At 61.9% G+C, this 19,242-nt stretch carries 18 protein-coding genes; 12 read left to right on the top strand and 6 right to left on the bottom strand.

Features of this window, described 5'->3' with window-relative positions:
* Nucleotides 1-111: 111 nt before the first annotated feature.
* Nucleotides 112-2,250 (bottom strand): tetratricopeptide repeat protein, encoded by a 2,139-nt coding sequence (locus F561_RS0106175; RefSeq protein ID WP_245556443.1) that lies wholly within the window; start codon nucleotides 2,248-2,250, stop codon nucleotides 112-114.
* Nucleotides 2,247-2,843, bottom strand: coding sequence for a glycerol-3-phosphate acyltransferase (locus F561_RS24910; protein ID WP_019009080.1), 597 nt, complete (start codon nucleotides 2,841-2,843; stop codon nucleotides 2,247-2,249). Before F561_RS24910 ends, F561_RS0106175 begins: the two co-directional genes overlap by 4 nt.
* Nucleotides 2,844-3,318: 475 nt before the next feature.
* Between F561_RS24910 and F561_RS27790 the strand changes: the two genes are divergently transcribed.
* The 5 genes from F561_RS27790 to F561_RS0106145 all read left to right on the top strand — a co-directional run bounded on the left by F561_RS27790 (nucleotide 3,319) and on the right by F561_RS0106145 (nucleotide 8,449).
* The gene (locus tag F561_RS27790; protein ID WP_040379988.1) at nucleotides 3,319-3,819 is read left to right on the top strand and encodes a pilus assembly FimT family protein; all 501 of its coding nucleotides are present in this window, start codon (nucleotides 3,319-3,321) and stop codon (nucleotides 3,817-3,819) included.
* Nucleotides 3,809-4,207, top strand: coding sequence for a type IV pilus modification PilV family protein (locus F561_RS0106160; RefSeq protein WP_019009078.1), 399 nt, complete (start codon nucleotides 3,809-3,811; stop codon nucleotides 4,205-4,207). The genes F561_RS27790 and F561_RS0106160 overlap by 11 nt, the downstream gene beginning before the upstream one ends.
* Nucleotides 4,200-5,153, top strand: coding sequence for a prepilin-type N-terminal cleavage/methylation domain-containing protein (locus F561_RS0106155; protein WP_019009077.1), 954 nt, complete (start codon nucleotides 4,200-4,202; stop codon nucleotides 5,151-5,153). Before F561_RS0106160 ends, F561_RS0106155 begins: the two co-directional genes overlap by 8 nt.
* Before the next feature lie 46 nt (nucleotides 5,154-5,199).
* On the top strand, nucleotides 5,200-7,404 hold the full coding sequence (locus F561_RS0106150; protein WP_019009076.1) for a hypothetical protein: 2,205 nt from the start codon (nucleotides 5,200-5,202) through the stop codon (nucleotides 7,402-7,404).
* Between the two features lie 163 nt (nucleotides 7,405-7,567).
* Nucleotides 7,568-8,449, top strand: coding sequence for an acyltransferase (locus F561_RS0106145; protein WP_040380002.1), 882 nt, complete (start codon nucleotides 7,568-7,570; stop codon nucleotides 8,447-8,449).
* Between the two features lie 42 nt (nucleotides 8,450-8,491).
* On the opposite strand, the gene chrA is transcribed toward F561_RS0106145, so the two are convergent.
* The 3 genes from chrA to F561_RS0106130 all read right to left on the bottom strand — a co-directional run bounded on the left by chrA (nucleotide 8,492) and on the right by F561_RS0106130 (nucleotide 11,679).
* Nucleotides 8,492-9,688 (bottom strand): chromate efflux transporter, encoded by a 1,197-nt coding sequence (chrA, locus tag F561_RS0106140; RefSeq protein WP_019009074.1) that lies wholly within the window; start codon nucleotides 9,686-9,688, stop codon nucleotides 8,492-8,494.
* A gap of 121 nt (nucleotides 9,689-9,809) precedes the next feature.
* Nucleotides 9,810-10,487, bottom strand: coding sequence for a DUF4291 domain-containing protein (locus F561_RS0106135; RefSeq protein WP_019009073.1), 678 nt, complete (start codon nucleotides 10,485-10,487; stop codon nucleotides 9,810-9,812).
* 97 nt (nucleotides 10,488-10,584) lie between these two features.
* A complete protein-coding gene (locus F561_RS0106130) occupies nucleotides 10,585-11,679 on the bottom strand; it encodes an acyl-ACP desaturase (RefSeq protein WP_019009072.1) in 1,095 nt (364 codons plus the stop codon).
* A gap of 234 nt (nucleotides 11,680-11,913) precedes the next feature.
* On the opposite strand from F561_RS0106130, the gene F561_RS0106125 reads away from it, so the two are divergent.
* Together F561_RS0106125 and F561_RS0106120 are read left to right on the top strand one after the other, a co-directional pair.
* Entirely contained in the window at nucleotides 11,914-12,375 is a 462-nt protein-coding gene (locus tag F561_RS0106125) for a peroxiredoxin (RefSeq protein WP_019009071.1), read from the top strand.
* Nucleotides 12,375-13,343 carry a ParA family protein gene (locus tag F561_RS0106120; RefSeq protein WP_019009070.1) on the top strand — a complete coding sequence of 323 codons (969 nt, stop codon included), beginning with the start codon at nucleotides 12,375-12,377 and terminating at the stop codon, nucleotides 13,341-13,343. The genes F561_RS0106125 and F561_RS0106120 overlap by 1 nt, the downstream gene beginning before the upstream one ends.
* Before the next feature lie 15 nt (nucleotides 13,344-13,358).
* On the opposite strand, the gene F561_RS0106115 is transcribed toward F561_RS0106120, so the two are convergent.
* Nucleotides 13,359-15,785, bottom strand: a complete 2,427-nt coding sequence (locus tag F561_RS0106115; RefSeq protein WP_019009069.1) for a glycoside hydrolase family 31 protein — start codon at nucleotides 15,783-15,785, stop codon at nucleotides 13,359-13,361.
* Between the two features lie 50 nt (nucleotides 15,786-15,835).
* On the opposite strand from F561_RS0106115, the gene F561_RS0106110 reads away from it, so the two are divergent.
* The 5 genes from F561_RS0106110 (at nucleotide 15,836) to F561_RS0106090 (ending at nucleotide 19,061) form a co-directional block, all read left to right on the top strand.
* A complete protein-coding gene (locus tag F561_RS0106110) occupies nucleotides 15,836-16,333 on the top strand; it encodes a hypothetical protein (protein WP_157451614.1) in 498 nt (165 codons plus the stop codon).
* Nucleotides 16,334-16,372: 39 nt separating this feature from the next.
* A complete protein-coding gene (gene mqnE / locus F561_RS0106105) occupies nucleotides 16,373-17,509 on the top strand; it encodes an aminofutalosine synthase MqnE (RefSeq protein WP_019009067.1) in 1,137 nt (378 codons plus the stop codon).
* A gap of 59 nt (nucleotides 17,510-17,568) precedes the next feature.
* Nucleotides 17,569-17,736: a hypothetical protein gene (locus F561_RS28695; protein WP_157451613.1), complete on the top strand. Its 168-nt coding sequence runs from the start codon at nucleotides 17,569-17,571 to the stop codon at nucleotides 17,734-17,736.
* Nucleotides 17,723-18,079: a nuclear transport factor 2 family protein gene (locus F561_RS0106095; protein ID WP_157451612.1), complete on the top strand. Its 357-nt coding sequence runs from the start codon at nucleotides 17,723-17,725 to the stop codon at nucleotides 18,077-18,079. Before F561_RS28695 ends, F561_RS0106095 begins: the two co-directional genes overlap by 14 nt.
* 106 nt (nucleotides 18,080-18,185) lie before the next feature.
* Complete coding sequence (locus F561_RS0106090) at nucleotides 18,186-19,061, top strand: menaquinone biosynthetic enzyme MqnA/MqnD family protein (RefSeq protein ID WP_019009064.1); 876 nt, start codon at nucleotides 18,186-18,188, stop codon at nucleotides 19,059-19,061.
* Nucleotides 19,062-19,242 lie beyond the last annotated feature (181 nt).

The raw sequence follows: 19,242 nt of genomic DNA, 5'->3' as shown, positions 1-19,242 counted from the left end.
GCTGCCCCCAATCACTGGAGAAATGGTGAAGGCCGGTCAGGAGAGCAGGTGCAGGGCAGGGCCGGAAATGCAGTCGCCCGGACGCTCAGCCCAGACGCCCGGAGCTGGTTTCTACCGCTCTGCCCGCTCGCTGCGCTTGATACGGGCGTGGCGCAGTTCGATCAGGGCAAAGGCCAGCGTGTTCAGGGCATAGACACCGATCAGGACGGCCAGCAGCAGATTCCGGGTCGTCACCTGGGCAGGGTTGAGCAGTTGGGCATAGGAAATCAGTCCGGTGAGCGGAGCCAGCGCCGCCAATGTGGCTCCCCAGGCCAGCAGCAACACGCCGCCCCAGGCACCTTCCAGCAGCGCAGCGCCGGGCAACAGCAGCGCCAGCACGCGGTAAGCGGCGGGGCGGCGCAGGCGGGCATCGGTGGCGGCGCGGGGAATGAGCAGGGTAAAGGCAATGGCGGCCAGCAGGGCCAGCGCCCCCAGAAGTGCCGCGCCGAGGCGGGCGCTCTGGCCGGGGCTATCGCCGAGCAGCGCCAGGGGCTGCGCGAGATCCTGGCGCAGGGTGACGCTCAGGTCGCCGCTGACGGCGCGGGCCAGGCTGCGCTGGTCGGGGTAACACAGCCGGGGCTGGCCGGGGCGGTACTGCTGCTGAAAGGCCGTGCCAGGGGTGCCCGGATTCAGGCCCAGATTGAAGGCGGCGGCGGCCAGATCAGGCCGGATCGCCAGCGCTGCGCGGTAGCTTTCGCGGGATTGGGGTACGTCGCCGCGCTGGGCCGCAATCACGCCCAGATTGTTCAGGGCACAGGCATCTGGCCCAGCGCCGATCGATTGAGCGCGGGTGTACTGGGCGCGGGCCACGCTGTCGTCTCCGTCCAGTTGGGCAGACAGGCCCGCCAACAGCGCCGCGTCGGAACTGGGGCGCAGGTTCAGGTCGCTCAGGCGGGCCGTGACCCAGCCGCCGCCGTAGGTGCCCGAGGTGAGCGCCGCCGCCCTCAGCCCCTGCCCGGTGTGGTTCGTCCACTGCCAGCCGCCCACTGCGGCCACCAGCCCCAGTGACAGCGCAACCAGCGCCAGCCGCTCTCCGAACGAGGCGTAGGCCAGCGTGGTGCGCCGCGCCCGAGACAACGGACGGCGCAGCAGGGAACGCCAGCGGCCCCCCAACGGGCGGGTATCTTCGCCCTGAACCCGCCACGCCCGCGCCACCAGCGCTACAAAAGAGGCTGCCAACGCCAGCAGCAGCGCCAGCGTGACCAACCGGGCCGCGTCCCGCACCTGCCCCGTGCCGTCCGGCCCCAGGTTGTACAGCGTGCCTGCCCGCAGGGTGCGGGTAAATTGCCGCCACTCCTCGGCCTCTCCGCCGCGCCCCTGGGATTCCAGCAGGTTGGCGTAGCGCAGGTACAGGGCCGGGCCGCCCTCGAAGCGGGGATGCAGTTCGCGCAGGTAGGCCAGCCACGCGCCCGCCCGTGTAAGACGGTTCTGGGCCAGCAAGGTGCCCACGTAGCCGCTGGGATTCCCGTAGGCGCTCAGGGTGCTGCGGCTCACGCTGACTTCAGGATCGAAGCCGCGCTCGGCAGCGTCACGCCGCGCCCGGTCGAGGGCCAGATTGGCCGCCGCCGGAAAACCCGCGCTGTCCAGCCGGGCCGCCAGCATCACCCATGCCGGAAAGGGCATCTGAACACTCAGGGCACGCCGCACCGCACTCAGCGCCGAAAAGGTATCGCCCTGAATGTTGGCGAGCTTGGCCTGACGCAGCGCAATAAAGGGGTTGGTGGGGTCCTGTGTACCCGCCTGTGCCAGTTCGGATTGAGGCACCACGTCGGCGGCACGGGCCAGCCAACCGGTTATTTCCGGATTGGGTGGGGGGACCGCCCGCTCCTGCAGCGGTGCACCCTGCGCGGGGTCGCCCAACGTGAATCTCTCGGTGTAGCCGTCGCCCTGCGTGGTCACGCGCACCGTGCCGCTGCTGGAATCCAGCGACGTGACCGTGCCGGGCAGGTCTATGCGGGCCTGCACTGTGCTGTCTGCATTCAGCACGTACACCTCTGGCCCCACGCCGAGGTAGGTCAGGTTGCCCACGTTCAGTGGCCCGGTCAGGTCGCCCAGGCTTGCCGGATAGGTGCGCTGCCACAACAGGCGCGGTCCATCTTCATAACGCAGGGTACGCCCTTCCAGCACGGCGTCGGCTCCGGCCAGACCGGGCAACGTGAGAAGGGCAAGCAGCCCATATAGAGGCGCGAGGCGCAAACGGCGTCGGGTCACGCTTTGGTCTCGCTGGCTACGGCTCCGCCGGGGCGCACAGGCGGCGCGATCATCAGATGAACGGTGCGAATGGTCATGGCCGCCGCACCCGCCAGCAGTTCGGGGAGGCCGCCGTAGCGTAGCGCCAGCAGCACTCCCAGCGGCACGACCACCACGGTCGCCACCGGCACGGCATTCAGCTTGATACGGGCCTGCAACGTGGCTTTGTACAGCGGGATGATGACCAGACCCATGCCGAAAATACCCAGAATAGTGATCGGGGCCACCACCAACAGCGCTCCCATAAACGGCGCGATACCCACTCCGCCCCGAAAGCGGAAAAACACGGGATAACAGTGTCCCAGCACTACGAAAAAGGCGGCCAGCCAGGTCCAGTCGGGGGCCACCAGACTGGTCAGCCAGACAGCCAGAATTGCCTTGAACATATCGGCCAACGTGACAGCGAGGCCCGCCAAGCGCCCATATTGCCGCACCGTGCCGCTCCCGCCCGGCAGATCACGGTCACGGATGTCCTGCCCGAGGGCACGCGAATACAGAATTCCGGCCACCAGCGACCCCAGCAGATAGGCGACGGCGGCAATAAGGACGGGCATAACGCCTGCATTCTAGAACAAGCGCGGAGAAGGCTGATGCGGCGGTGTCCCTTGCCCGCCTGACCAGACCTGCCTTAGTCGCTTCAGTTCCTCGCTGGCCTTGTATCTGTCATCTGGATTAAGAGTTGGCAGCTATTTAAATGACATGTCTGTCATTATCTATCTAGGATTCTCATAAAAGCATACATCCATGTACCTGTAGAATATCTCACACACAAAATGTCAAGTTTCGATCCATGTTGGCTGCTTGCGTTAATCACTTATTAATGAAGAATCTGAATCCACCCATCTGGGTGCTTTTTATTGCCTTTCTCTCACTCTACGTTGTCAGGAAGAGTAGTTCACGCAAGGTGATGTCCTGAGATGGCCACAGCAGATATCTGTAAGAGGTTATACGCGATGCTACGACATCAAGTCGAGCTAGTACCCAAAGGATAGCTTATCGAAGAATTTGCAGCGCCTGGGGAGAAAAGTAATGGAATTACAATTAAAATCCCACCCGGTTAGAAAGGCAGCAGGATTTACCGCCATCGAACTCCTGATTGTTATGGCTATTGTTGGAATATTGACCGCATTGGGCGTTCAAAGCTATCTCTCGACCCGTAACCCTGCCCGCGACGCTGCTCGTACAGTTCATTCCACTCTCTTCCAGTTACGCAGCAATGCAATATCAAACACGCAGGCACGCCGCATGATCCTCAACAGCAGCCAGCAGCTTGTGATGCAAAGTGCCGTGCGGTGCAGCGAGACCAATGCCAGCAAGTGGACAGATCTGGGTACGATTCCCCTGACTCTGAACGCCTATGGCCGGACAGTCCAGTTGTCGACAACCACGCCGGGAACCAATCCTGTGGTGGTTTGTTTCAACTCTCGTGGGTTGGCAGCGGCGACCGGACGCCTGATATTGAAAGAGGGTACGCGGACTTTTAACGTGGACGTGGCACTCGGCGGCGGGGTGAAGACCAGTGGTTCCTGATTCGCGCACGGCGGGCCTGACCCTGCTTGAGGTCTTGGTGGCCTTCGTCGTGCTGGGGATCGCTCTGACCGCCTTGCTGAGCGCCATGCTCTCCAATACTGCGCTGAACACTGATGTCAGCCGCCGTGCCGAGGCTGTCAAGGTCAGCGAAGCCGTACTGGAAGGCTACCGGCAATCGGGCGATTACGGATCTCTCAGAACCATGCAAACCAGCACCGTCACCAGTGGCGGTACCACCTTCAACACCGTCTCTACCTTCTGTCCCAATGACGCTCCTAGCAGCATGGTGTGCAGCGGCAGCGCCGTCTATATCCGCGTGGAGGTGAAATATGGCAACAAGGTTTTGCACCGGGCAGACACCTATTACACGTCGTTCGGCAGTGAATAATTTTCAGACGGCCAGGACTGCTGGCTTTACCCTGGTGGAACTGTTGGTAGCAATGGGACTGTTTTTGGTGGTCCTGACCATTGCTTTCAATGCCTTTTCCAGCAGCAACAAACTGGTTGAGGCTGATACCGGGCGCGTGATGGCAAGCCAGAACGTACAATCGGCACTCGATATCCTGAACGCCGATATCAGGCAGGCGGGTGAAGATCTGTCGCTGAACATAGGTGTGTCGGGTCTGACATTCGATAGTGCAACCAAGACATTGAGTGTACGCCGAGGCATCGCAGCTCTGAACCGCGTCCCAGTCTGCGCGATCAGCGGAAATAATATTCAGATAGTTGGCCCTCCAGTCGGTTCCACAGTCAGTACGAATGCCTGCACCTATGCAACCCCACCCACCGGAACCGACCCTGTAAATATCGTGGCCTGGCGGTCTTATTTCACAGCTTTGAACGGGCAGCCCCAGATGGCCCTCCTCTACCGACCGGCCAGTGGCAGCACGCCTGTGAAAATCGATGTGGTCGGTATTACTACCGTACTGAGTTCTTCCGGTACTGGGTCGAGCTACAGAGTGAGTGTCAGTCTCAGCGGAGCACCCCCCTCCGGCTATAGCGGCAATGGCAGCCTGCTGGTCCCTATCGAACAACGCCAGTACAAGGTAGTGGGCAGCGATTTAATGTTGGCTCTCAACCTTCAGACCGCTACAGAAGCACAGGCGGTGGCTTACGGCATCACAGATCTAAGTGCAGTCGCCACTTTGGTCAACCCTCCTGCCACGGTGAACAGCTTAGCTGCAGACGGCCCTTGGGCACGCATCCGCTCTGTTGATGTAACCCTGACCTCTGGCAGTGCCGGGCAGGGCACCAATAAGCCACGCGCACTGACTGCAACAGTGTTTCCTCGCAACATTGAACAGGCTCGTAGCGCAGGTACAGGTACGCCGTGATTCACTCACCCTCACCCTCCGGACCACTCAGAAATTTAGGAGCCGCATGAACCAACCTGCTTCCTTATACGCCCGACCCCGCGCCATGCAGGGCCGCGATTCCGGCTACGCACTGGTGGTCGCCCTGAGCCTGGTGGCTATTCTGGCTGTCGTCCTGACCACCTATTCTCTGGTGACGGTCGGCAATACCAGAACCAGCCGCAGCAGTGCCAACTCCAGCGCAGGCTTTTATGCCGCCGAAGCTGCGCTCAATGCCCGCGCCGAGCAGATCCGGGCCAAGTTTAAAGGGTTTGAAACGCCGAGCGGCACGACGCCCACGACCTGCTTGCCCAACGTGACTTCTGGATCAGGAGACTATGCCTGCAAAACAGACATTGTGGGAGAACGTAAAACGGTCAGCTACGTGACTGAGGGCGATTCCGAGACTAAAAAAATTCCTGCTGGGGAACTGTTTGAGAATCTGATCGCCGAGGAAACCAACTTCACGGTGTCAGGTCAGGCCATCGGCCCCAACAATACCCCCGAGGCCATTACCAGCCTGACCTTTCACAGCCGTCTCGTGCCTTTGTTTCAGTTCGCCGTCTTTTTCGACAAGGATCTGGAGTTTACCAACACTGCCACCCTGAACCTGAGCGGCCCCGTGCATACCAACGGCAATCTGTTCCTGGATTCAGGCGCGGGCAGCGGCACGGCACTGACCATTCAGGGTCAGGTGACGGCGGCCAACAACATCTACCGGGGTTGGAAGCACGCCAACAGTTGCGGCGGTACAGTCAAGATTGCCGATGCAAGCACCGTACTCCAGACGATGGCCTGCACTGGCACGTCACGCACCCAAAGAACGGGTACAGCCCTGAACATTTACGGTGGTCAGGTCAAAGACAGATTGGGAGAACTTGAAGTTCCCTCCATAGAACAGTTACAGCCTAGAATTGGGGCACAATACTGGGATCAAGCTGATGTTCGCATTGTGCTCAAGCGTGTGAGCGCTGGCTGGGAGGCCAAGTTTGTTACCCAGTCTGGCCTGCCTATTACGGTCACCTGTCCGTTGGGAACGGGGCTGAGTCCTGCCATCAACTTTAAAGATAACCGTGAAGCGCAGTACTGGACTGGAGTAGATCCAACTCGTGTGAAGCGAGTGATGCTCGACGTAGATGTGCGCCAGTTGCTGACCTGTATGGATCTGAACCCAGTCTCACTGGGCCTACCAAACGGTCTGGCCGATACCTCACAGGGCGGTCTGGTGATCTTCATGACCATAGACGACACCACGGCGACCAGCACCATGAACAATATGAATCCTACTTGGGGCAATGGAAATAATGGAGCTATCTCTCAGACGACTCCGGGGCGTCCCAACAATTACGCGGTTCGCTTAAAGAACGGCGACACATTACGCTCCAACAATCCTTCGAGCCGCATTCCCAGAGGCATTACTTTCGTGACCGATCAGGCCGCCTTTATTCAGGGCAATTTCAATTCTGTTGCCAATACCTGGATTCCTACTGCGGTCATGTCCGATACGATCAACGTATTGTCTCAGGGCTGGGCGACACCCACCCAGTGCAAAGTAGACATTGGCGGTACGGACTACTTCGTGAGTCATAAACGCCTACGCAATATCAATGGCAGTGTTATAGACACAACGACCACTAACAATACAGGGACGCAGTTGTATGTGAGTACACCCAGCGGCGCACCGACCACCGTCAACACTACACGGTGGTATTACTACCCGGATACCAGTTCAGCAGCGACACTGGCCCAGATAGACACCTACAGTGGAGACGATAAGTCCAGTTTACCTCTGTGGTGCCGAAACGCTGCACCTACTACCATCAACGCAGCTATTCTGGCAAATACCAGTTCCAGCGGTACCTCCACTACCTTCAATGGTGAGGGTTCACTGGATGTGGCCCCCAACAGCGGCGGCGTACACAATATGATGCGTTTTCACGAGGAATGGGGAGGCAACGGCTATAACCCCGCCGGTATCATCCCTTATACCTACCGTGGCTCTCTGGTCAGTTTGAACCAGCCGCTCCACGCCATCGGCGCCTTCCAACTGGCTACATTCAAAAACGGTACAAACACTCTGAACGACGGCGACCTCTACGTCTTCTACAACCCGCCCCTGCGCCAGTGGAGCTTTGAAGACAACTTCCGTGACGCGGCCAAGCTTCCTCCCCTTTCCCCCCGGTTCGTGTACCTGAAGCAAGACAACTTCTCTCGGTCGTTCGAGCAGCCCTGACACCTTAAATTCTCTTTGATCGTGGCCCCGTGACTCTGGATGTCGCTGGGGCCACTTTTGATGGGTCATGCTTCCCGGCGTTCCTCAGTCAGTCACGCTCCCTGCGATAGATTCACGTTTCCACCCTTCTTCTTAAAGCGGTTTGCGCGGTACAGTGGCAGACGTGACGTGGCTCAAGCCGGTAAACATAGAATCGAACGCGCAGGACACGTTCAACGCCTTCATTGGGGATCTGGAGGCGAAGCTGGCCGACCCCGCCACCGAGCGCCCGGTGCTAGTCCGCGAGGTACTGGCGCAGGCCATGTACGGACGCGATTACGGGCAACTTCTCTCGGACGCGCCGCTGGCCGCCCTGAATCTGGATTCGCGCAACATCACCTTCGAGGCCGAGTACTACATGGCGACCGACAGCTCCAAATTTGAGGCGGTCAAGCCGCTGCTGTGGCTCTGGAAGAACCTTGATCTGACGCCCATCGGACAAAACCCGGTGCTGGGCATTCCGGTGCGGCGGGTGCTGGCAGGCCACATCTTCAGGCGTGTGGGCCGCGATTTCAAATGCTGGCAAAACGTGGAATTCAGCGTGGGCTACAACATGGAAGTGGGCGACGATGTGGTCGTTCACCGCCATGTCCTGCTTGACGATATTGGTGGCATCGAACTGCACGACGGGGCTTCGGTCAGCGATTACGTGAATATCTACAGCCACACTCATAGCGTGCTGGACGGCCCTGACGTGACCCTGCGCCGCACCATCATCGGTCGTGGGGCGCGAATTACCTACCATTCCACCGTGCTGGCGGGCAGCATCGTCAGTGATGACGCCATGCTTGCCACCCACGCCCTGCTGCGGGCCGATATTCCGCCGCACGGCATCGCGATGGGCGTGCCCGCCAAAGTCACGCGCTTCAAGGTGCGCCCAGACGGGCAGGAATACGGTATAGACGCCCGCACCCATCCCCGCGACGCCGGGCGCAAGGCCAACCCGCAGTTTCCCGAACCGACGCCAAACCAGACGCGAATTCCGGGGAGTGGCGAAAAAGTCTGAGGGTCTAAACAGGACTGAGGGGTTGCCTCTTGCACCTCGCCCCTACAACGCCGCCGCCCCCAGCACCGCGCACCCGCCCACCACCGCCCACGCGGGAAGGCGGGCAGCGGTCAGGGCGGCGTAGGCCAGCAGTGCCAGGGCCAACGGGCGCGGCCCCGTGATGGCCGAGGTAAACAGCGGATCGTAGAGGGCGGCCAGCAGCAGGCCCACGACCCCGGCATTCACGCCCGACAGGGCAGCACGGGCGGCAGGGCGGGCAGAAAGAGTGGCCCAGAAGGGCAACGCGCCGACCATCAGCAGCGCACCGGGCAGGAAGATAAACACCGTGGCGATCAGCGCCCCAGCCCACGCGGGCAGCACCGTTTGGGCCGCGCCCAGATAGGTGGCAAAGGTAAACAGCGGCCCCGGCACCGCATTGGCCGCGCCGTATCCAGCCACGAAGGTTTCGGCGGGCAAAAAGGTGGGCACCAGACCTGCCTCAAGCAGCGGCAGCACCACATGGCCGCCGCCAAAGACCAGTGCGCCAGCGCGGTACACGGTATCGGCCAAGGCCCAGGCTGGCCCCAGAACAGACAGCAGCGGCAACAGCAGCAGGAGCGCGGCGCACAGGCCCAGCAGCGCCGCCCCCACGCGCCGGGTCAGGGGGAGGCTCAGGGCTTGGCCCACCTGCACGGCCCCGTTGCCCACCAACCCGCGCCAACCTACCAATCCCGCCAGCAACAGCGCCAGCATCTGCGCCGCTGCCCCCGGCCAGATCAACACCAACGCCGCTGCGCCGAGGGCCAACCCCGCCTTGATCTGTCCGGGCCTGCCTTGTTCTGCCACCAGACTGCTCCACATGCCCGCCACCGCCTGCGCCACCACCGCTACTGCCGCCACCTTCAGGCCCAGCAGCCAGCCCGCGCCGGATACGTCACCCACGCGGCTGAGGCCCAGTGCAAAGGCGAACATCAGCGCCGCACTTGGCCCGGTGAAGGCCAGCCACGCGGCCAAGAGCCCCCACCCGCCACCGCGCAGCAAGCCCACGCTGAGGCCCACCTGACTGCTGGCAGGCCCCGGCAAAAACTGCGCCAGCGCCACCAGATCGGCGTATTGCGCCTCGGTGAGCCAGCCACGCCGGGTCACGAATTCGGCGCGGTAGTAGCCCAGGTGTGCCACCGGCCCGCCGAAAGAGGTCAGGCCGAGGCGCAGGAAGACGCGGAAAATTTGGGCCGGGGTGTTGGGTGCGCGGGGCGGCATCTGGATTCAGGGTAGCGGGTGGGGAGGGTGGTGGAGTGTGGACCGTAGAGGGTGGAAGCAGCAGAAAAGCTGGCCTGCGAACTCTGCCTCATCTTCCCTGCCCAGCCCTGATGACACGCCCTCATGAGCCAGCAGTGGGCGGCTCTGTTCCTCTCCAAACCGCATCCTGATGGTCGGCACCGATTCTGCGGGCCAATTCTGAATCGGGCAGGGGATAAGGCGTTTCCAGTGGGGTCTGGAGCCGCGCCCAGTCCTGCAAAAGCCCCCGCTGCTGCTCTACGAAGGCGGTGATGTCCTGCACCTCTACCAGCCATTCTTCATTCAGCCGCCGCAAGGTTGGCCCCCGGATGCCCAGTTGCAGCGCACGCCGGGGCAGAAGCCGCCCGTGTGGGTCATGGTCCGGATCCCACTGCAAGCGCACGTCCGAATCTGCCACCGCTGCCTGCCAGTCGGCCTGCACGCCATAGCCCGACCCTGCAAAAGACGACGCCACCGCCCCGGCCAGCAGCGTTTCAAAGCCTTCCCGCTTCAGGCGCAGGGCCAGCGTGACCTCCTGATCGGCTTTGGTGCCCCAGCCCGAGCGGTACATCATCCACAAAAAATTGGGTTTGATCCAGCTCATGCGGCCAAAGCTGTATTCGCCGCCAAATTTGCCGTGTGCTGCCGCAAACTGCCCGATGGCGGGCCGGAACGCCTGATACACCCATACCGTAGATTCGTCCCACTGCGCCAGAATCGGGCGGCCTGTCTGGGGCCAACGCGGGGACTGTTCAAGGTAAGGAGCAATGGTCAGTTGCATCCCCGTATTGTGCGGCCTGCCAAAACAAGATGGCCCGCGAACTCTGCCGCAGGCCATCCAATGTATTTAAGTTTTTCCTACGCCCTACAACCCCAGATCAGTCGTCGGCGGCCTGTCCGTCCTTTTTGGGCACGGCAGGATTCTCGATAAACGTGGTCGGGTCGTACAGGTCAAAGCCAATGCCCTTCTCGTATTCCTCGATCTTGACGTGCAGGCGCTTCACGTCGCCCTCGACCTGACCGTAATCGAAGGTGTCCCAGATGGCGGTGGTGGCAAAGTTGCCGCCCTCGAAATCCGGCACCTCACGCGTTTTGCGGATGCCTTCTTCCAGCGACTTGCGGCTCTCGATACCGAGGTTGCGGAAGGCCACCTGCATCACGTCGCGGTTAAAGTCGCGGGGGCCGTAGATGCCTGCGCGGTACACCGTTTCCGAGAATTCGCGCCAGTCGGGAATCAGGGTGGCGGCGGGCATCGAGAACATGCCGATGACGTTCCGGATGGCTTCCAGGGTGCGTTCCGGGTAGTAATACAGGTACATCCGTGCGCCTTCGAGGAAGAAGTTGTAGTGGGCGGCCTCATCCACGGCGATGGTCTGCGCGACCTTGGCCAGCACCGGATCGACGATGCCCCTCAGGTGCGGTTTTTCGCTCTTGCCCTGCGCGATTTTCATCATGTTCAGGTAGTTGAGCTGGGTGGCCCGCTCCTGAAACACGGTGTACACGAGGTTATGGATGGCGTCGGGGAAAGGCAGTTCCCAGGTCTGAGACTTCAGGCGGTGCTTGTAGTCCTCGATCCATGCAGGAGAGCGCTGACCGCTGAACAGCACGGCATTTTCCCACGCGTCGGCGTGCTTTTCCTCTTCGCTGCCCCAGCGCATCTGAAAGTGGCTGCGGCCATGCGAGCGCCGAACCAGATGAATCAGGCTGGAGGTGAAGTCGGGGGCGTACTGCTCCACGGCAAAAAAGCCCTGAATAACCGTGATGAGTTCGGGGGGCAGGTTCTGGTTCATGGAGCGCCAGTCAAAGCTGCGGTCGGCGTTCCAGTTGCGCGTTTCCTGGCTGCGGGCGGTGTACCAGCGGTACAGCCCCAGGAATCCACGTTCGATCAAGCGGTCTTTTTCGGCATTGCTGAGCAGCCCGGCGGGGGTACGCGGGCGGTCGTTCAGCATATTGGGGGGCATCACTTCAGCCATCGGGAATCCTCCTGCGCCGCCCACCGGAAACTGACCGGATATCGTGCTGACATCGTGGGGACGGTACTGGTTCATCCTAAGCCAGCGCCGCGAACACAACGGGAAAATGGGACGCAGTTCAAAGGGGGAACGCGTACTATTGGGCCGCCTGCCGGGTGGCCGGACTGCTGATTGAACTCCTGATTGGGCAGATTCCCGCACCGCCCGCCGCCCCCGCCCGCTAGACTCGGAGCCATGAGCCTGCTTGGACAATCTGCCCCCGATTTCACCCTGCCGTCGTCGGTCGGTGACCCCGTGACCCTCAGCAGCTACCGGGGCCAGAAGCACGTCGTGCTGGTGTTCTATCCGCTGGACTTCAGCCCGGTCTGCTCCATGCAACTGCCGGAATACAGCGGGCGGCAAGATGATTTTGCCGATGCCGGAGCCGTGATTCTGGGCGTGAACCGAGACAGCGTGCATGCCCACCGCGCCTGGGCCGCCGAATACGGCATAGAAGTGCCGCTGCTGGCCGATATGACCCTGGCCGTGGCCCGCCTGTACGGTGTGGCGATCGACGAACGCGGCATCAGCGCCCGCGCCGTGTTTCTGATCGATAAAGAAGGCGTGGTGCGCTTTGAACACGTAGAAAAGGCCACCGGAGAGTACACGGTACGGCCCGAAGTGGTCCTGAACCAGATCAAAGCCCTCTCTGTTTGATGACCAAAGTTCTGAGTTTCATCAACCTGAAAGGTGGTGTTGCCAAGACCACCACCGCCGTGATGCTAGCCGATACGCTGGCGATCATGCGGCAAAAGCGGGTGCTGGTGCTTGACCTCGACCCTCAGACCAACGCGACCCTGGCCCTGATCGGTGAGGAACGCTGGATCAGGGCCGATGACGCGGGGCAGACGCTGGCACACCTGTTTATGGATCAACTCAACGATACGCGGGTTTTCGATCCAGCCCGCGCCGTGATCCGGGGGGCCAGCAACCTGAACCTGATCAATCACGACATCATGGATCAGTTGCCTGACGGCCTTCAGTACGGGCGGGTGGATCTGTTGCCCAGTTCCATCCGTCTGATCGACGTGCAAGACCGCCTGCAAGACATCAGCAACCGCAGCATTTTTTCCCTGAGTCCCATGGAAGTGGTTCGGCGCTTCGTATCGCCGCTGTTTGCCGCCTACGATTACGTGCTGATCGACTGCCCGCCCAACCTGGGCTTCGTGACCCTCAACGGCTTGGAAGTCAGCGATCATTATCTGATTCCTACCATTCCAGACCGCCTCAGCACCTACGGCGTGCCGCAGATCGTGAACCGAATTGCGGAAGTGAAATCCAAGCGCAACCTGAAAATCAGCTGCCTGGGCGTGATCGTGACCAAGTACCAGAGCAACAGCCGAACCCACAAGGAGGGCCTGGAACGCCTGCCCGCCGATCTGGAAACCGCCTTTGCGCGGCGCGGCGAACCCACACCGCCGATCCTCAACACCCGGCTTCCGCAGAGCAACAACACCGCCGAGGCCGTTATTTATGACCGCGTCGTGCCCACCTACCGGGACAAATACGGGACCGGGCAGGTGGGCGGGCAGGCGGCCTACAAGTACGGCACCGACCTGGCCGATGAAATCGAGGAATTACTGCAATTTAACGATCTACAGGACAGCCTGGAACAGTTGACCTAGCCCGCTGCGGTCACTTCAGGGCGTGCTGAGTCGTTCACTGCTGTCTTCTTCCTTGATCTGGATTTCTGTCCACTGGGCGGGCAACGACAGGCGCAACAGGCCATCTTCATAGGTGTGGCTGGCCGCGCCATGCACGCTGCTGACCGACTTCAGGCCCATCAGGTGCAGGGTTTCGCGCTGCTCGAAGTTGGGCAGGTCGCCTGCGCTCTGGCGGCGAATGGTGAGGGTGTGGCCTTCCCGCTCGCCCACGATCCGGGTCAGGCGGGAGGCGGCATCGGCGGGGCCGTTTCCGGCATCCTCATAGACCTGACCGACAAAGCCGTCCGCGCCCGCGAAGGCCAACCACGACAGGCGCGGCCACTGGGCACCGGTGGTATGAATCGCGGCCTCGGCCAGGGGAATGGCGTGCCCCGCCTTGAGGTACAGCGGCAGCACGTTCAGGGGCGCGTCGGCCACCGTGTAGGTGCCGCCCGCATGAACCGGGCCGAATTCGGCCAGATTGAAGACCTCGGCCCATTCGCTGCCCGCCGGCAGATACACGAGGCGGCGGTTGTGGGCGGCCCGCAGCACCGGAGCCACCAACAATCCCTCGCCCAGCAGATACTGGGTGTCCTCGCGCAGGGCGTCCTCGTCGGCGGCGTGGTGCAGGGCCAGCGGGCGCATCACGGGCAGGGCGCTGCGGGTGGCCTCGTGCGCCAGCGTGTACAGGTGCGGCAGCAGTTGCATCCGCAGGTGCAGGGCGGTGCGAATGGCGTTCAGGAAGGACTCGCCAAACCGCCAGGGTTCCTGATCCGCCGTGCCGCTGGCCGCGTGGTTTCGTAAAAATGGGTAGCCCACTGCCGCCTGATACCAGCGGGCCATCAGTTCCCCGGTGGTATCGCCCGCAAAGCCGCCCACATCGGCGGCGGCCAGCGGAATCCCGCTGAGGCCGAGGCCCTGAATCATGGGCAGACTGAGGGCGAGGTGGCTCCAGGTGGCGGTGTTGTCTCCGGTCCAGACGGTGGCGTGCCGCTGAATTCCGGCGTATCCGGCGCGGGTCAGAATCCACGGACGCAGGTGGGGGCTGAATCTGGCGTATCCGGCCCGCGAAGCCTCGCTCATGCCGTTGGCGTAGGCGTTGTGAACCTCGATATGGGGGCGGTTGCCGTGCCGAGCGTCGTAGGGCAGGGTTTTGCCCTCGGTGGTGCGCGGCTGCTTCAGCGAAAAGCAGGCGGGTTCGTTCATGTCGTTCCACTGCCCGGAAATTCCCAGTTGGGCAAACAGCCTGTGGCGGCCTGCCCACCAGTTCACCACCTCGGAGCGCGTGAAATCGGGAAACACGGCGGGATCGGGCCAGACTTCCCCGACCAAGGTGTCGCCGCGTGCCGTGCGAACCAGATGATCTCCGGCCAGGGCTTCCTCGTACACATCGTAGCCGGGTTCAGCCTTCACGCCCGGATCGACGATGGGCACGAGATGAACGCCCTGTTCCAGCATCTCGGCCACCAACCCCTTCATATCGGGAAAGCGGTGGCGGTCTACCGTCCAGACCTTGTAGGCGTCCATGTAGTCGATGTCCACGTACAGGGCGTCCAGCGGCAAATTGCGCTCCCGGTAGCCTGCCACGATGGCCCGCAGTTCGTCGGCGGTTTTGTAGCCCCAGCGGCTCTGGGCGGCCCCCAGCGCCCACAGCGGCGGCATGGGCGCGTACCCGGTCAGGTCGGCGTAGCGGCGCAGCACATCGGCGGGGCGCGGGCCTGCCAGCACATACACGTCCAGTTCCGGCCCCGCCGAGGCGAAGGTCAGCGCGTCTGGACGCCTGCGGGCCACATCGGCTTCCATGCGCCACGGCTCATCCACAAACACGCCGTGCGCCTGCCCCGCCGTGTCCACGACGGTGGTAAACGGCACCGACACATACAGCGGATCGGTATCGGTGTGGTGGGGAAAACAGTCGGTATTCCAGAAGGTCAGGTGCATGCCGCGCTTGTCGATGGGGCCGACGCGCTCGCCAAAGCCCAGATAGGCCGCGCCGTGCGGGGCATTCAGCGTGAGGCGGGTGCGGTGCAGATCGAAGACCTCGGCGTCCAGTGCGGCGCGGGCATTGGGGGCCTCTCCGGACCAGAGCTGCGCCTGAGCCAACACCCGTTCACTGTCTGCGCCGCCGTCCAGCACTCGCCAGGCTCCGGTCTCGCGGTTCAGCAGACAGGTCAGGCCGCCGCCCTGAACGACCACTTCTGCGCCCGCTTCCCAGACCTGCACGGCTTCGGGGGCCACCAGATCGGGCCGCACCGCGAACGAAGGCTTGGGCGGCAGCCTCGGAAAGGTATAGGTGCCCGCCCGCGCTTCGGGGGCCAGCCGCAGCCGCAACACACCGGGGAAGGGAACGCTGATCACCACCACATCGGTTTCTCCCCATACGCGAACGGTTGAACCCTCTGCGGCAAAATGATCAAGTCTCATGCTGAGATTCAGGGTAGCGCGTCGGTGGGGCAAAGAGAAAAATTGTTGCCGTGCTAAAAAAAGCAATGGACGCACTTGATTCACGTCTTGTCAAGCATTCCTCTAAAATTGTGACATGGCTTGAAAAGCAAATGCCTGAAGCCCAAAAAACTCTTATGAGTGCGCTACAAGAAGGATTGGCTGAATATGATCAGGCAGACCGCAACGATGTCTGGAATGTCAATGCTTGTTTCTGGCCTCAGACTGGGGGCTTCACCTTCAGTTCACGGGACGGCAGCAGAAGTCCCAGCCAATCTGGGACTTACTCCAGCCACCTGCTCAGACCCGGAGATAGCTCTGGAATTCTGCGCGAAGTGGGTTTGGGACATGCCTACGTCGTTGTCATGATCAGCATGACGCCGTACGTGCGTGCTGGTCACGAGCTTTCGGTACATGCCCTGATTGATGCCCTCTTGACCGAGACTCAACGTGTTGTGGAGCTTGGTCTGCCCATTTCTGAGACCACAGCCGATCTTCTTTCTGTTTGGTCTCCCGTCCAGAAGCAATAAGGGACACTTCACCACCCCGCCCCGCGCTACGCTATCTCCATGAAGTGGCTTCGTGACCAACTCCTCGCGCCCATTGTGGAAAAGGTGGACGCGGGCGAGCGGCTGTCGTTTGATGAGGGGCTGCGGCTTTACCACACCCGCGACCTGAACGCCTTGATGCGCCTTGCCAACACCCGGCGCGAGCAGTTGCACGGCGACAAAACCTATTTTGTGCATTCCATGCGGCTGGAATTTACCAACATCTGCTATGTGGGCTGCACCTTCTGCGCCTTTGCCGCGCACAAAAACGAGGAGCGGGCGTGGGATTACTCGCCCGAACAGGTGGTAGAGCAGGTGCGGCGGCGCTACCTGCCCGGTATTACCGAACTGCACATGAGCAGCGGCCACCACCCCAACCACAAGTGGGAGTATTACCCGGCGATGGTACGGCAACTGCGCGAGTCGTTTCCCGACCTTCAGGTGAAGGCGTTCACGGCGGCAGAAATCGAGCACCTCAGCAAAATTGGCAAGCGGCCCACGCTGGATATCCTGCGCGAATTGCAGGCCGCTGGGCTGGCCGCCATGCCGGGGGGCGGCGCGGAGATTTTTGCAGACCGGGTGCGCCTGCAAGTTGCCAAAAACAAGGTGAAGGCCGACAAGTGGCTGCAAATTCACCGCGAGGCCCACACGCTGGGCATGCGAACCAACGCGACCATGCTGTACGGCCACATCGAAACGCTGGAAGAACGGCTGGACCATATGCACCGCCTGCGCGACCTGCAATCCGAGACGGGCGGCTTCCACGCCTTTATTCCGCTGGCGTTTCAGCCGCTGGGCAACACGTTGGCGCAGAATCTGGGCAAAACCGACTTCACCACGGGCCTGGATGATTTGCGAAATCTGGCCGTGGCCCGCATCTACCTCGACAATTTCCCGCACATCAAGGGCTACTGGGTCATGATCGGCTCGGAACTGACGCAGGTCAGCCTCGACTGGGGCGTGTCGGACATCGACGGCACGATTCAGGAAGAGCACATTGCCCACGCAGCGGGCGCGACCAGCCCCATGGCGCTCAGTCAGGCCGGAATGGTCAGGATGATCCAGCACGCGGGCCGGACGCCCGTGCTGCGCGACGCCTACTACAACGAACTGGAAGTCTTTCCCAAAGTGGGGCTGAACCCAGAGGCCGCCGATTGAACAGACCGCGCCGACAAAGCCTGAGCCGATGGGGATACTGGGGCTGGGGGCTATTGCTGGTGCCCCTGCTTCTGTGGCTCGGGCTGCGGCAGGTGATAGCTGTGGGGCTTCCTGAACGTTGGCTGGCAGGCTTGGCGGCCCTGCGTTGGGCATGGCTCCTGATTTGCGCGGGCTTGATTCTGGCCGATCTGATCTGGAAGCAAAAGAGCTACCGTGCCGCCTACTGACCAGACAGCATCAGACCTAGACACCGTGCTGCGGCTCGACGACCTGTGGAACGCGGCCTATCATCACCGCGACCCCGAGCGGATGGCCCGCGTGCTGGCCCATGATTGGATGGCGTTCTTCCCGGATGGACAGGTGGTGTTCCGGGCCGACCTGCTGCGCGAAATGGTGAATAACCCAGCGGCGGCACTGGTGTTCGAGCGCCACGCCTCGCGGGTGTACGGCGACGCGGCCATCACGCGTGGCACGCTGTACGCGGGCGGCCAGCGGGTACAAAGTTTTCTGCGCGTGTATGCCCGGAGGGATGGAGAATGGCAAGCGGTGAGTGTGCAGGTGGTGCCGTGACAGGGGCTGTGGGCGGTGGGATGTGGGGGGTGGGAAAAGCGCAGCCCCATGCCCTTGACCTTCCGACAACCCACAACCCACAACCTTCCCCCCGCCGGAGGCGTCTATGACCTACCGCGCAGGCTGGATTCACTTCACCAACGTTGCGCCGATTCTGGATTCGTTGCAGTTGCCAGATGGCGTAACGGCCATCACGGGCGTACCCACCGAGATGAACGCTGCGCTGCTGGACGGCACAGTAGACATCGCCAATATCAGCGTGGTGGAATTTATCCGTAACGCCGATACCCTCGAAGCCCTGCCCGATTTTTCGGTGAGTGTGCTGGGGCCGGTGTATTCGGTGAATTTATTTCATACTGCGCCGCTGCATGCGCTGAAGCGAATTGCCCTGACCAGCCAGAGCGCGACCAGTGTGGCGCTGCTGGAAGTGGTGTTGAAGGAGCATGGGCTGACGCCTGTGCTGGAGCGGGCCGAGGGCACACCAGAAACGCTGCTGGCAACGGGCTTCGACGGCGTGCTGAGAATCGGGGACAGCGCCCTGCGCGAGTGGTACGCCGCCGTGGGGCCGCTGACGCCCAAAACCACCATGACTTCTCTGCCGCACACCGGACGCGCAGGCGGGCAAACGGTACACGTCACCGATCTGGCTGAGGAATGGTTTGCCATCACCGGACACCCGTTCGTGTTTGCGGTGTGGGCCTACCGCAAAGGCTATCCGCCCCCGCCAGAGCTGGTGCAGGCCATGCGCGAGGCGCGGCGGGAAGGGCTGGGGCATCTGGCAGAGGTGGCCCGCCGACACGCCCAGAAATTGGGCCTGCCCGAACGGGTGGTGCAGCATTACCTCTGGAATTTCCGGTATCACCTCGAAGAACCTGACCGGCTGGGCCTCACCGAATTTGCGCTGAAGGCGGTGCCGGGACACGCGCCGCTGCGCTTTGGGCCGAAGCCGGGGAGGGTGATGAACGTGGTGGGTGGATCGTAGAACGTGGGAAAAGCGCAGGTGGGCAAGGCCGCTAGAGATATTGACCTTAGAACTTTGGCAACAGACCTAAAGACTAATTTCACATCTCCACGATCCACGATCCACGATCCACGATCCACGATCCACGATCCACGATCCACGATCCACGATCCACGATCCACGATCCACGATCCACGATCCA

Source organism: Deinococcus aquatilis DSM 23025, assembly GCF_000378445.1.
In the GTDB taxonomy this organism is placed as follows: Bacteria; Deinococcota; Deinococci; order Deinococcales; family Deinococcaceae; genus Deinococcus; species Deinococcus aquatilis.
Note: the sequence above shows the minus strand (reverse complement) of the source record. Positions and strands in the feature narration are given on the sequence as shown.